The sequence below is a fragment of the Flavobacterium sp. CG_23.5 genome (assembly GCF_017875765.1).
GTDB lineage: Bacteria > Bacteroidota > Bacteroidia > Flavobacteriales > Flavobacteriaceae > Flavobacterium.
This window is the reverse complement of record NZ_JAGGNA010000001.1, coordinates 2,837,740-2,851,001: the sequence shown is the minus strand read 5'-3', so window position 1 is coordinate 2,851,001 and position 13,262 is coordinate 2,837,740. Positions and strand designations below refer to the sequence as shown.

Annotated in this window: 16 protein-coding genes; 13 read left to right on the top strand and 3 right to left on the bottom strand. The window is 34.0% G+C overall.

All coding sequences use genetic code 11. The features are described from left to right. Window positions 1–199: 199 nt before the first annotated feature. From H4V97_RS12300 to H4V97_RS12270, 7 genes are all read left to right on the top strand, one after another. On the top strand, window positions 200–799 hold the full coding sequence (locus H4V97_RS12300; RefSeq protein ID WP_196849729.1) for a response regulator: 600 nt from the start codon (window positions 200–202) through the stop codon (window positions 797–799). 6 nt (window positions 800–805) lie between these two features. Then, window positions 806–1,843 carry an ATP-binding protein gene (locus H4V97_RS12295; RefSeq protein ID WP_196849728.1) on the top strand — a complete coding sequence of 346 codons (1,038 nt, stop codon included), beginning with the start codon at window positions 806–808 and terminating at the stop codon, window positions 1,841–1,843. A 167-nt stretch (window positions 1,844–2,010) separates the two neighbouring features. Next, window positions 2,011–2,292: a hypothetical protein gene (locus H4V97_RS12290; RefSeq protein WP_196849727.1), complete on the top strand. Its 282-nt coding sequence runs from the start codon at window positions 2,011–2,013 to the stop codon at window positions 2,290–2,292. A 290-nt stretch (window positions 2,293–2,582) separates the two neighbouring features. After that, complete coding sequence (locus H4V97_RS12285) at window positions 2,583–3,131, top strand: REP-associated tyrosine transposase (protein ID WP_196849726.1); 549 nt, start codon at window positions 2,583–2,585, stop codon at window positions 3,129–3,131. 416 nt (window positions 3,132–3,547) lie between these two features. Then, entirely contained in the window at window positions 3,548–3,766 is a 219-nt protein-coding gene (locus H4V97_RS12280) for a hypothetical protein (protein WP_196849725.1), read from the top strand. Between the two features lie 155 nt (window positions 3,767–3,921). Next, window positions 3,922–4,671: a hypothetical protein gene (locus tag H4V97_RS12275; RefSeq protein WP_196849724.1), complete on the top strand. Its 750-nt coding sequence runs from the start codon at window positions 3,922–3,924 to the stop codon at window positions 4,669–4,671. Between the two features lie 348 nt (window positions 4,672–5,019). After that, the gene (locus H4V97_RS12270) at window positions 5,020–5,331 is read left to right on the top strand and encodes a hypothetical protein (protein ID WP_196849723.1); all 312 of its coding nucleotides are present in this window, start codon (window positions 5,020–5,022) and stop codon (window positions 5,329–5,331) included. Between the two features lie 177 nt (window positions 5,332–5,508). Here the strand turns inward: H4V97_RS12270 and H4V97_RS12265 are convergent, their stop codons facing one another. Continuing rightward, window positions 5,509–7,053, bottom strand: a complete 1,545-nt coding sequence (locus tag H4V97_RS12265) for a hypothetical protein (protein ID WP_196849722.1) — start codon at window positions 7,051–7,053, stop codon at window positions 5,509–5,511. Between the two features lie 321 nt (window positions 7,054–7,374). On the opposite strand from H4V97_RS12265, the gene H4V97_RS12260 reads away from it, so the two are divergent. Both H4V97_RS12260 and H4V97_RS12255 read left to right on the top strand, forming a co-directional pair. Further along, window positions 7,375–7,773 carry an NUDIX hydrolase gene (locus tag H4V97_RS12260; RefSeq protein ID WP_196849721.1) on the top strand — a complete coding sequence of 133 codons (399 nt, stop codon included), beginning with the start codon at window positions 7,375–7,377 and terminating at the stop codon, window positions 7,771–7,773. 277 nt (window positions 7,774–8,050) lie between these two features. Then, entirely contained in the window at window positions 8,051–8,554 is a 504-nt protein-coding gene (locus H4V97_RS12255) for an SRPBCC domain-containing protein (RefSeq protein ID WP_196849720.1), read from the top strand. A gap of 339 nt (window positions 8,555–8,893) precedes the next feature. On the opposite strand, the gene H4V97_RS12250 is transcribed toward H4V97_RS12255, so the two are convergent. Further along, entirely contained in the window at window positions 8,894–9,979 is a 1,086-nt protein-coding gene (locus tag H4V97_RS12250) for a DDE-type integrase/transposase/recombinase (protein WP_196851621.1), read from the bottom strand. After that, the gene (locus H4V97_RS12245) at window positions 9,976–10,290 is read right to left on the bottom strand and encodes a transposase (protein WP_196851622.1); all 315 of its coding nucleotides are present in this window, start codon (window positions 10,288–10,290) and stop codon (window positions 9,976–9,978) included. Before H4V97_RS12245 ends, H4V97_RS12250 begins: the two co-directional genes overlap by 4 nt. A 127-nt stretch (window positions 10,291–10,417) precedes the next feature. Here H4V97_RS12245 and H4V97_RS12240 point away from each other — a divergent pair, with 127 nt between their 5' ends. From H4V97_RS12240 to H4V97_RS12225, 4 genes are all read left to right on the top strand, one after another. Further along, window positions 10,418–10,720, top strand: coding sequence for a hypothetical protein (locus H4V97_RS12240; protein ID WP_196849907.1), 303 nt, complete (start codon window positions 10,418–10,420; stop codon window positions 10,718–10,720). Between the two features lie 270 nt (window positions 10,721–10,990). After that, window positions 10,991–12,442, top strand: coding sequence for a flavin-containing monooxygenase (locus H4V97_RS12235; RefSeq protein WP_209549852.1), 1,452 nt, complete (start codon window positions 10,991–10,993; stop codon window positions 12,440–12,442). Between the two features lie 147 nt (window positions 12,443–12,589). Continuing rightward, window positions 12,590–12,961 carry a hypothetical protein gene (locus tag H4V97_RS12230; protein WP_209549851.1) on the top strand — a complete coding sequence of 124 codons (372 nt, stop codon included), beginning with the start codon at window positions 12,590–12,592 and terminating at the stop codon, window positions 12,959–12,961. Window positions 12,962–13,013: 52 nt separating this feature from the next. Continuing rightward, window positions 13,014–13,220 (top strand): hypothetical protein, encoded by a 207-nt coding sequence (locus H4V97_RS12225; RefSeq protein WP_410505207.1) that lies wholly within the window; start codon window positions 13,014–13,016, stop codon window positions 13,218–13,220. The last annotated feature ends 42 nt before the right edge of the window (window positions 13,221–13,262 follow it).

Sequence of the window (13,262 nt, the reverse complement as noted above, 5' to 3'; positions counted from 1 at the left end):
TTAGAAAGTTCCAACAGAAAAGACACAATCTAATTGTTGACAACGAATACTAAAAGACAGAAAAAAATTACAAGTCTTACACCAAAAGCGAAAAAAGTTGTATACATTTGATGTTATATGCTAGTTAGGGCTAATACTAGGTAAAGCTTGAAATAAATAATGAAAAATAATTTAACCAAAAAACAAACCAAAATAAAAAATGGAAATCATTAGAAATAATTACGAATGGATATTTAGCGGAGTCGGAGTTTTAATAATTGGCTACATTATCACATTTTTTTTATCACATAAAAATCAGAAACAAGAAATTCCAATAATCAATACACCTAGTACAAACACAAATACTAATTCTTTCGTAGTTAATAATATTATGGGAAATACAAACCAAATTGACAAATCAAGTACAGAAAATACTGATGATCGATTAAAAGGAAAAACTAAAATTTTATTTATTGACGATAATCATACAGAATATAAAATGGTGTCAATTCTAAAAAAATCCGGATGGATAAATACCAAATCTGTAAAAGATGTTATCGACCTTGATGACCCTAAAGTTAATGAAGCAGATATTATTTTTGTTGATATTAATGGAGTTGGAACTACTATGTTTCAAGATCAAGGGTTAGGATTGGCCTCAGCATTAAAAAAGAAATATGAGAGCAAAAAAATCATTTTGTATTCCGCAGAAATTACTGGAGATAGGTTTCATAGAGCCTTAAGAGAAGTTGATGGGTGCTTATCAAAAAATGCTGAACCATATCAGTTTATTAATTTAATTGAGGAATTTGCTAAATAATCAGATATGAAACATTTTTCAATTATAGATTTTTCTGGTGTTGTAATTTCCGATAATTTAGAAAAAGAATGCAAGGTCTGTTTTGACAATAATAATACAAGAGGCAATTTAATTCCAAATTGTCCAAAATATAGCGGAGAAAGACGTCAAGGTAAAATAACTAATAATAAAGGCATTACATTTTTATGTTGTGACACAACTAAAACAACAAAACTATTTAAAAGTAAATTAGAAGGACTGTCTTATGCCTATTACGACCTTATAATTCCGAAAAAGCAAATTGAGGATGATATAAAGAAATCTGAGCAGCAAAAAGTAAATCGCCTAGTACATAATTTAACTTCAATAAACGCACACAATATCCAAGAAATTTATGACTTAATCCCTCAAGAAATACTTTCTTCTAATTGGCGGACACAAATTGAGTATATTGAAAATGAACTAAAGAGAAATTCAAAAAAAGCATCAATGATGTTTTTAAGAATTGCTAAACATAATATACACATGAAGTCAGAATTTTCAATTTACAGAAAACTTGATAGAACTGATGCAGTATCTCTTGAAATTAGAAGTTGGTCAGTTCGAAATGTTTTGCTAAATGTTCTGCATACTTTTTTTGCAGATTTCACAAAAAACAGAATTTACGTTCAAGTAAACGATTTTTTTGGTAAAGTAAAGTTCGATTATGAGACAATTCAGGTTGCTTTTTATCATTTAATCGAAAATGCGTCAAAATATGCAAAACCAAATTCTACAATAGATATTAATTTTGTTGACAATCTCGATTCAATTACTTTATCTATAGTAATGATAAGTTTATATATTAGTCCATTAGAAAGAGAGAAAATATTTTTAGAAGGTATATCTGGCAGCTTAGCGAAATCAATTGGGAAAAGTGGTGATGGAATTGGAATGTGGAGAATCAAACAAATGATGGAATTAAATGAAGGTACATTTGAAATTGTTTGTGGTGAGAATTCGGAAAAATTAAGAGGAATACAATTTAGCGAAAATCGATTCAATCTATCTTTCAAAAAGTACTAGCCCTAAACGCCATTTAGCGAGATTGTGGGTTTAGTAAAATTTCAGTTTTTAATGACGATTACGTTCAGCCGAAAGTACTCGTTTTAAAAAGTTCACAACCGCGGTAAGTAGCAAAACATTATATGCAAGCTTACAGGAACTCAACGTAAATCAACAAAACATAAAAAATGAGAGACAAAAAACATGAAATTTTCGAAACGATTAAGAATCTAGTTGAAGCAAGAGATATCATTTTTACACAAATTGTAAACCTTGCAATGTCGGGAGAAATGAGTGGTATCGAAAGTGCTTTTGATATTGGAGAAGAATATAGTTTTACTCTCTCTCATTTTGAAAATGTTGAAGATGAAAACGTGAAAAAATTAGTTTCGCTTTGCAAAAAAACCGAAAAAACTATTTTCTCCCTTATGAACTTAAATGGAATTAGCGAAAAAGACATAAATTTATGAGAAATAAAACCACTTCATTTATTGGTTTAAAAAAAACAAACTGACGAAACCAATTGATTAAATTGAAACTCAACAACAATGGATGAAAATTTAAAAAATTTCCTATTATATTCTGCTCCAAACGGCGAAGTTCGTGTGGATGTATTATTGCAAAACGAAATGTTATGACTCTTGCAAAAAGCCATCCCGGCAGTGTTTGGGTGTAGTACTGATAATGTTTCATTGCCCCGCTAGCGCGAGCGTCCCGCTCGTGCCCACAAAAAAGAGTTAGAAAACCAAAAGCTAAATCTATGAGCACAAAATATAAATTTGGAGAAAGTACAGGAGCATATTTTGTAAGCTTTGCCACAGTAAATTGGATCGATGTATTTACTAGAGATGCGTATTTTGGGAATATCATTGAATCATTAGACTTTTGCAGAAAAAATAAAGCAATGGAAATTTACGCATATTGTATTATGCCAAGCCATATTCATTTAATTTTTCGTTCCGGAAATGGTGATCCTTCGGGACTGATGCGAGATTTCAAAGGATTTACATCAAAAAAAATGCTCCAAACAATCGAAGAAAATACTCAAGAAAGCCGAAGAGAATGGATGCTCTGGATGATGGAACGAGCAGGTAAAAAGAATAGTAATGTGACGAATAGACAATTTTGGCAACAAGATAATCATCCAATTGAAATTTGGTCCTTAAAGGTTTTTGAACAAAAACTTGATTATATACATTACAATCCCGTAGAATCTGGCTTTGTAACAGATCCAATAGATTGGAAGTATAGCAGTGCGAGAAATTATGGAAACAATGATCAAACCATCTTAGAAATTGATTTGAATTGATTTTGATAATGGGCACGAGCGGGACGCTCGCGCTAGCGGCGCTTCAACAAAAGCAAAAAAAAAAATGTTAATCAAAAAATATTAAATAATGAAAATTGAATGGATAGCAAAACACGAAGAACCCAGCTCCGCAAAGTGTTCATTCAAAGAAAAAATTTGTCGTATAAGCTGCGTAAACGTCTCTGAATTTGCGCCCCACAGCTCCGCAAAGTGTTCATTTAAAAAATAAATTTATCGTTTAAGCTGCGCAAACGTCTCTGACTTTGCACCCACAATAATGAGCCAATAATCAATTGATGTAAAGTGTTACCAGCATATAGGATTTGGTACAAAGTCGAGAGACTTTGCGCAGCAGGAAAGTTGGTAATATTTTGGAAAAAAGGCGTAAATTTAACAGCATTTTAAAAATATAAATTATGATGAAATTTTGGATAATTGCAATTCTAATTTTTATTGTTTCAACATATATACTGGCGAAATATACTTTAAAATCAAACAGAGAAGAAGCTGGTGAACGAATTTGGAGATTTGGGAATGGAAGGTCTGTTTATTGGCGAATTCTTACTTTGTGCAGTTTTGGAATAACTGTTGTAATAATGCTTATTATGCATTGGATAGGAATTCCTATTCTGTAAAAAATTGAAATATTTTAAATAAGCAATTTAGGTCCAAACACGTTGAAGTAGCAGAACGAAGTTTAAAAATTAAAACCTGCCAGCAGAAACTTGAAAAGTTTTGCCCCGCGAGGGCGAGCGTCCCGCTATCAACAATGTCGTCAAACTTAACATCTATGTACACAATCAATACTAGAAGATCATTAATATTTATACCTATTACTCTATTAATAGTCTATTTTTGTGCTGGAGTTTTTTATAATCCGGCACATATAATTTATATTAAACCTTTTATAATTCCAACTTTTATAATTTATGCCGTATTGAGTAATTTTGAGAAACTTACTCTAAATTATTATTTATACGTTTTTTTCTTTTATCTAAATGAGATATTACTTTTGTTGTGGGAAGATGCAATACCGCTGTACAGAACTGCATTAGTGGCATCCTTCTTTTGTTATTCAGCAATAATAAATTTAGGCTACAATTCAATCAAAACTAAAAAACTTTACACGATACCAAAAGGATTTTCACTTTTTATATTAGTCATAAATTGTGTGTTTTTAGTAGCAATCTTATATGTTTTAATGTCTATTATTGATGATAATTTTCTTAACATCATTTTGATTTTTAATGCAATAGTAGCTGTATTTCTTGGAGTTACAGCAGTTTTATATCTGGGGAAATTTGGAAACAAAAAAGCGTACTATTACTTTTTTGGTGCATTTGCTTTAATTTTTAACGATATTTTTGCCGCTATTGGAACTTATTTTATTGAAGATGTAGTTTTGAACACCTTTGATAGAATATTGCATTTCACTTCGTTTTATCTCATTTATCGATTCATTATAAATGATAAAAAAAAGGTTGAAAATCTTTCGACAGATTCTCAATCCCGCTCCGCAAAGTGTTCATTCAAAGAATAAATTTGTCGTATAAGCTGCGTAAATGTCTCTGACTTTGCGCCCACAATAATGAGCAAATAAAATACAGCAAGTGTAAAGTGTTAATGGTATATTGGATTTGTCACAAAGTCGGGAGATTTTGCCACCGGCGAAGTTCGTGTGGATGTATTATTGCAAAACGAAATGTTATGGCTCTCGCAAAAAGCGATGGCGGCATTGTTTGATAGTAGTACCGATGATGTTTCATTGTATTTAAAAAATATTTTTGAATCTAATTAATAAGAAGAAAATTCAGTTACCGAGGTTTTCTCGGCAACTGCTTCTGACGGCAAAAATTATAAAGTAAAACACTTTTAAATAATATCTAACATGAAAAAGAATCCAACGATACCGATTACCTCCAACAAAAGACTGTTGGCTATTTTAGTTGGCATAGCTTTTATACTACTCGTTCCTTTGGTAGCCATGCAATTCACTGATGAAGTAAAATGGACATTCTTTGACTTTATCGCAGCAGCTGTTTTACTGTTTAGTTCCGGACTTGCATTAGAACTTATTCTGCAAAAAGTAAAAACAACCCGATCCAGATTTATAGCTGGCGCTGTCGTTTGTATAGCTTTGATGCTTGTATGGGCAGAACTAGCTGTTGGTATCTTCGGGACTCCTTTTGCCGGCAACTAAAATAGAAAAATAAGCGCGTACAACGACAATTATTTCTCCTGCTCGAGCAGCCGTTCTGCTTTGGTCAACAAGTACGTACCATCCTAAAATAGAGAAGCAATCCTACTTTACTCCGCTACTAAAAACGCAAAAAGGGGATGTTTTACCATCCCCCATTTACAATCTACAAATTTAAAACTAGTTGGTAATGGTAATCGTTCCCGTCATCAAACCGTGAAATTCACAGTTATAATAAAGGGTATTTGGAGCATTTGCAGGAACAACGATTTTTACTGATCCTGATACTGCACCGTTATTTGTAACTCCTGAGGTAAAGGCATTGGCTGTACCAGTTCCTTGTACTGTATTCAAATAGAAAGGGTGACCCGGAGTGTTAACATTGAAAGTGTAGGTGCCACCTCTTTTAAAAGTAAAGTTTGGATTGCTTACGTTAGTTAATCCTTCACCGTTAAAAATATAAGCAGTAGTCCCACTATTGGTTACACTATAAGTTTTTGTTTCCACACTTCCAGAACCACTTCCTACGCTTGAACCAATATTCCCTTGCGCCACTATGGTAGTTAAATCAGCACCACTTAAATGGACATTCACATAAGCGCTAAGTGTTAAAAACTGAGTGTAAGTTACCGCAGCACCGCCTACTAAACTAGCTACTTGTGTTTTACTAATCCCAGTGTCTCCGTTTACAGGATTCAAACCAGCAATGATATTTCCTGATGTAGCAACATTGTTTTCATGAATGTGCGCTGGATGACTTCCGCCAGCAGGAGTGCCTACAAGTTTAATGGTTACCAATGTCGTTTGGTTGACACGTTCCGCAAATTCAACCGTTCCATTGATACCGGCAACGTCTTTTTGGGCTAATACGTAACTTACTTTTTTGCCAGTCAATTCATTCTGACCAATATCCCCTTGAGCAACTAGCGTAGCTAAATTAGTTGCACTTAAATGAAAGTTGATGTAGCCATTATAGGCCAATACTTGATCGTACCCAAAAGCAGTACCATTATCTAGTTTAGAGACGTTAGTTGCGCTCAATCCTGTATCCCCATTTACGGGCTTAAATGAAAAAGCAATTCCACCTCCTTGAGCGGCTGTATTGGTATGGATGTGTCCAGGGTGCAATCCACCAGCTGGAGTATTTTGTAATTGTACTATCGCTAATGCTTCTCCATTTACTCGTTTGTAAAAAGTAGCAGTACCAGATATTGCCGGAACAGCGACGCTGCCTAGAGGATATACTTTAGAAACCCCTGTAAGGTCATTTTGTCCAATATCACCTTGTGCAACAAGTGTAGTCAATTTGTCGGCACTCAAATGCACATTGATGTACCCGTCAAAATCAAGTAGCCCTTGATATGTGATGGGGCTGCCGTTATCCAGTGCTTTGAATGTAGTAACACTTTTTCCAGTCGTACCATCGACCGGTTTTAAGGTAAGTGCAATATCGCCACCCTCAGCAGCCGTGTTCAAGTGAATGTGTGCGGGATGTAAACCACCTGCAACAGTGTTTTTTAAATCTAATTCAATACTTAATGTGGCATCACTTTTTTCAATTACAGTTGCTGTTCCGGTTACTCCCGAAGTCCCAACCGCACCTAAATCATACACTTTTGAATTCAAAACTGTTGGGGCTGGAGCATCATCATCATTGTTACAACTACTAAAAATGAAGGGAACCAACATCACTAGTACTACTAGACTTTTTTTTAAATGTTTCATTTTGTTTATTATTTTCAGGTTAATGTTAAACAAATTTAATATTATTTTTTTTTAAATCCAACTAATATTTTGTTTAAATAAGTAAAATTTAATTTTAACCAACTGATATATAGAATTATAAAGATATAAGTGGATTTTAGCATAGCTGCAAAATAATTACAAAAAAAAGTATCATTAATCGCAAAAGAATTAAACAAAAAAGGAAGTGCATTTTCGGCTATACTGGAATAGCTAGTTTCATGCTAACATTTTTGTTACATTCACAAACGTCAAGAATAGGAACACTTACAAAACACTCAAAAACTAAAACAGTATCCATATATGAAATCAATTGACAAACTGGCTTGGATTGAAATGCAAAACAAATCCATTCTCTCTACAAAAAGTTATGGAAAGGACAAATATTATATTCCTGGCGGTAAAAGAGAAATTGGCGAAACGGACCAGCAAGCTTTAGTGAGAGAAATTCAAGAAGAACTTAATGTGAGTATTGATACAAATACATTAAAATTTGTTGGCGTTTTTGAAGCGCAAGCTCACGGACATCCGGAAGGCGTTTTGGTAAAAATGACTTGTTATTCTGGTGCATTTTCCGGAGAACTAAAAGCAAGTTCAGAAATTGAAGAAATAATGTGGCTTACATACGCGGACAAAGACAAAATTTCAGAAGTGGATAAATTAATTTTTGACTATCTGAAACAACATAATTTATTAGACTGACAATATTATTTTTTTGAGGGCATGCGCTAGATGGTGTACTATTCTAGAACTTGGCTTTCTCGTTCTACAAACTAACACCAAATAAAGACAATGATTTATTTGCTGTACGATTAATTGTTATATTTGATAAACCGAAAAAGGATGCTATTTGGTAGAATTATCAACTTCTATCCGCTTGTTTTGGTGACACTTTATTCTATTAATCCACAATTCAGCAGTAATTTAGGACGACCAAGCAAATCGACAATTACTAATAACCTTTTTAATATTCCGAAAAATGAAGACTAATTTGTTATTTGATTTTACCGTTGACAAAGCAAGCAAAACTGTATTCGTAAACAGAGAATTTGCTGCCGATCTTTCTCTGGTATGGGATGCTTTTACCAAACAAGAAATTCTTGACCGATGGTGGGCACCTACTCCTTGGGAATCCAAAACAAAATTTATGAATTTCAAAGTTGGCGGACGACGATTTTATGCTATGGTAAGCCCGGAAGGACAAAAGCATTGGTCAATTCAGGAATATTCTTCTATTAGTCCAAAAACTAATTTCAAAATGAATAATGCTTTTGCAGACAAGGATGAAAACGCAGAATTACCCGGTTCTGATTGGGATTTGAATTTCAGCGAACAAAACGGAATTACAAAAGTTAGTATTATTATTAAAAACGAATCCCTTGCGCGCTTCGAGAAGATGATTGAAATGGGCTTCCAAGGAGGTTTTACGATGACATTGAACTTCTTGGACAAGCTGTTGGAAACTTTATCACAACAACAGTAGAAAGAAAATTTGCTAGTTAAACCATATATTAAACATAACTAATATAGGCTTGCCGCAAGGTTGTTGTTTGTTTTCAAAGAACGCCAAATAAAATAGTATGGGACCGCGAAATGTACTTTTTTGACTTTTAAAATAGAACAGATAAAAACGGTTGTAATGCACTTAAAAAGAATCCTATGAAAGCACTATTTACTTTTTTAATTTTAATTTCCAATTTAACTTTATTCGCACAATCGGATGGTTTAGCCCCCTAATAATCGGACTTTAACATTTTAAGTTTTACAAACATACGCAATTAGTCAATATCTTTGTCTTGCAAGGAACAAACGAAGGCGAGTTTTACACCGATGTTTGTAGAAATGTTTCAGGCCTGGTCATTTCGATTTCACTAAAATTTAGTTCACCCACAAAAAAAGGCGGAATCTCTAAATTTTGCAAGGAACTGCACTTCAGACTCGTATTGCCCGATATTTGTTGGTATGGGATTTTGAGTTTGAATGTTATTTTTCGTTTTATTTCATCTCTTTTTTGTTCGATTAGCCCTTTATTCCAGCATTCTAAAAAGATATTTGGAGGTAAATTACAAACTGAGGAATGTAGACGTTCATTATTGTATTTCTCATAAAAAATGGTCAAAACACCTTCCAATTCATCGATTGTCCAAAAATGAAAAGGTCTTAGTTTTTTTGCTAAAATAGCATGAAAACTCTCAATATGTCCATTTTCCTGTGGGGTATATGGATGTGTAAAGACTTGATTCAGGTAGTTATCTTTGAAGAAATTTTGAATCATTTTTGCCGAAAATCGACTGTCATTATCATTGCGAACCTCAATATGAATCCCTTTTTCTAGGCAATTATTTGGTTGTAAATGATTTATTATAATATGTTCCCATGCCCTTTTAACATCTTCTTTTTTGATGGAATAGGCAACCGTCCAATGCAAAACAAGTCTGGTAAAAGTGTCAATAGTTGTTAGCACATAGCTATGCATTTTATACTCCTCGACCCACACAAATTTAATGTCCATTTCCAAAACTTCAAAGGGCTGACTTGGAAAAACCTTACGGTATTTTACCCTGGTTTTACTAGGCTTTTGATGTTGTTCCTTCAATAATTGTGCGCCTTTCATCAATCGATATACTTTCTTATGATTAATATCGTAACCCATCAGTTGTAATCTAGTTTCCATTTTCCGATGACCATAATCTGTGTCGAGATCTTGATGAGCTTGCTTTATTTCTTCAATAATCACATCATTTGAAACTTCAAATTTTTGCCCGTACTTGTCAGTGTAAAAAGTCGTCGTAGAAGGACTTCTTCCTTGATTAGTCCGCTTGTTTTGATAATAATACTGGTGCTTGGTTATTGCTGAAATTTGAAATGCTACTTCTTTCTTCAAGCCCTGAAAAATGTAGCCTCTCACGAGTTCCTTTTTTTCTCCAAGGCGAATTTCTTTTTTAGCAATTCGTCTTTTAACTTGCCTTCAAGCTCTTTTTGAATAACAATTTCTTTGAGTAGCTTGTTTTCTTTTTCCAGTTCTCTGATTCGTTTAAGCTGCGCGGGGGTCATTCCATGTGCGAAGCCCTCTTCGCCCATAGTATCCATCTTCTTCTTCCATGAGTAATAACTCGCAGGAAATACCGAATATTTCTCTAATGTAGGTTTAACACCTTGTTCTGAAGCTTCCTTTATGATCTTTAGCTTCTCTTCTTTGGTAAATTTTCTCTTTTCCATCGTACAAAATTATAGATTTCTATTTATAATTGTGTCCGATTATTTAAGGGGCTGAAACACGGATAAAGTAGCTGGTGATTATACACTTACATTTGGAAATAAGGAAAATCACTTATTTGAATATAACTTGAATTTAAATCAAGATGGAACATTTTTCTTCCAGTATTACTCAAACATTAAAAACGGGATTCCGCCTGAAGTAAATAAATACGGAAAAGGGAAATGGACTATAGAAAACAATGTGATATCATTTTTTGTCGATAAGCAAAAAGACTTTGACCAAAAACATACGTTGGACTTTACTAAATCCAAAGCCAGACTTATAATAAAATCTCCGAGAGACAAAACTGACCGAATAATTAAAACAAGGCTCAGGTACTTGGAATCTGAAATCTTCTGGATGAAAGGAATTGAAATGATTAAAATATAAAAAGGTCATAAAAGCGCAACACGTTTTTTTAACGATATGCTGTGATTGTCAAGAACAAGATACAAAATGCCGCAACTAGGAATGCTTGATTCCGATAGCTGTCTGAACTCGCAATGACTGAGCAAAGCGCTAACCAAATCCTCCTTGATTTTCCTCTTCTAAAAAATCATCCTATAAACTAAAAACACCATTAAGCTTGAAAATTTAATGGTGTTTTTTTGTTGATTCTATTTTGTATTTTGCAACAGCATTTCATTCTAAAATAACAACATGAACACAACGCATACCGATATTATCATAATAGGAGCTGGCTTGTCCGGAATAGGGGCTGCCTGTCATTTATCCCGTAAAAATCCTGAGAAAACCTATGTTATTTTAGAAGCAAGAGCGGAACTTGGAGGCACTTGGAGTTTGTTTAAATACCCGGGAATCCGTTCTGATTCGGATATGTATACTTTTGGGTATTCCTTTAAAACATGGGATGAGCAAAAATCTTTCGCGGACGGACCTTCAATCTTGAAATACCTGAATGAAGCTGCCGACGAATATAAAGTACGAGATCATATCCGATACAGACAAAGTGCTGTTTCTTATAACTTCGATACCAAAGAGAAATTATGGACGATAACTACCGTAAATACAGCCACAGAAGAAGAAACAGTTTATACGTGCCAGTTTATCTTTAGCTGTAGCGGCTATTATAATTATAGCAAAGGCTACACCCCAGAATTTAAGGATCAATCCAGTTTTGAAGGACAAATAATCCACCCTCAAAAATGGCCTGAAAAATTAGATGTCGCCGATAAAAAAGTGGTCGTAATTGGCAGCGGAGCAACAGCGGTCACCATCGTACCCGAGCTTGCCGCCGAAGGGGCGCAAATTACAATGTTGCAGCGATCGCCAACCTACATTGCTGCTTTGCCCAATGAGGACAAGATTGCCGCCAGACTGAAACGACTATTTCCAAAAAAAATAGCGTATAAGCTGATTCGATATAAAAACATTTTTTATGCGATTGTCTTTTTTAATCTCTGCAAGTTCTTTCCCGAAGCGATGAAAAAATTCATTATCAAAGGTGCTAAAAAAGGTCTGGGTAACTTTCCGGTGGACCCTCATTTTATACCCAACTACAATCCGTGGGAACAACGTTTTTGTATCGCGCCAAACGGAGATTTTTTTAGAGCCATCAGGAAAGGGAAAGCGACAGTAGTTACCGAACCTATCGATCGTTTTGTAACCAATGGAATTTTATTGAAGTCTGGTAAAACATTAGCCGCCGATATTATTATCACGGCAACAGGACTTAATTTAGTGGCGTTTGGAGGAGTGAAAATTCAACTGGATTCAAAACCATTTGATGTTTCTAAATCTTTTGTCTATAAAGGCCTTATGTTAAGCGACCTGCCCAACTTCTTTATTTTTGTAGGCTATACCAATGCGTCGTGGACGTTGAAAAGTGACCTTACCAGCGAATATATTTCACGGGTTTTAAAATATTTAGACAAACATAATTATAAAGCGGTGCAGGCAAAAGTAGTGGAGACTGATTTAAAACCAGTTCCGTTACTCAACCTCAATTCCGGATACATTAACCGGTCAGCGAATATGCTTCCCAGTCAAGGGAATAAAGCGCCTTGGCGCATATACCAAAATTATGTTCTGGATTATAAAATGCTTCGTCTGGATTCAGTTAAAGACAAACGTCTTACTTTTTTAAAATAAAGGTGGTTAAAGAGTATTTAAATCCAATAACACGGATTTGGCCAATGGTATTAATCCGAAAAATAAATAGTATTTCAGCTCCAAAATCCTAACCAAGATTAGGAAACTTGTACAGATCAATAAAAATGATAATTCAAATTAAATAAATTGACAAAGTATTTAAAATATCTGATTTCACTCTTTCTGGCTTTTGGCCTGATGGTCAATGATTGTATTTTAGATTCTCAATCAAATTCAGCGGATTATTATCAAGTTTCATACGTCAAGATTAGAAATGAATTTCGTGATGCTCATTCGAAATTATACCTATTCAATCAGATAAATTCGTCTGAAAAAACCCCATTCGTATTTCAGTTAGCTTATCTCCAATTTCAAGATATTTATAGTCTTCAAATTCGGGTTCTTCTAAAATTACAAACGCTGCTTTATCAAAAAGTAAGTTCATTTACCATAAAACATCTCTTTCTAAATGAGATGATTACCTCAAGAAATTCCTATAAAAATTTATACATAGCCTAGAAATTCCTTTCTAAGCATTTATGCAACTCCATGCATAAAGATGATAAAACAAATGTCTAAATCATTTATCATTTACACAATGTATAAACACAATAAAAAAACACGTTTGGAGAAATCTAAACGACCTACTCTTTGGATAAAAAGAAAAATAATGCTAATTATCACTGCCTTCATGATTGGAATGTCAAACGGAATGAACGCGGGAGATCATACGATTAACGGAAATCAAAATCACACGGAACAACATAAAAAAGATTGATTTGATTGCTTGCAAATATGTTCCGCTAAAGCCCATTGCTTA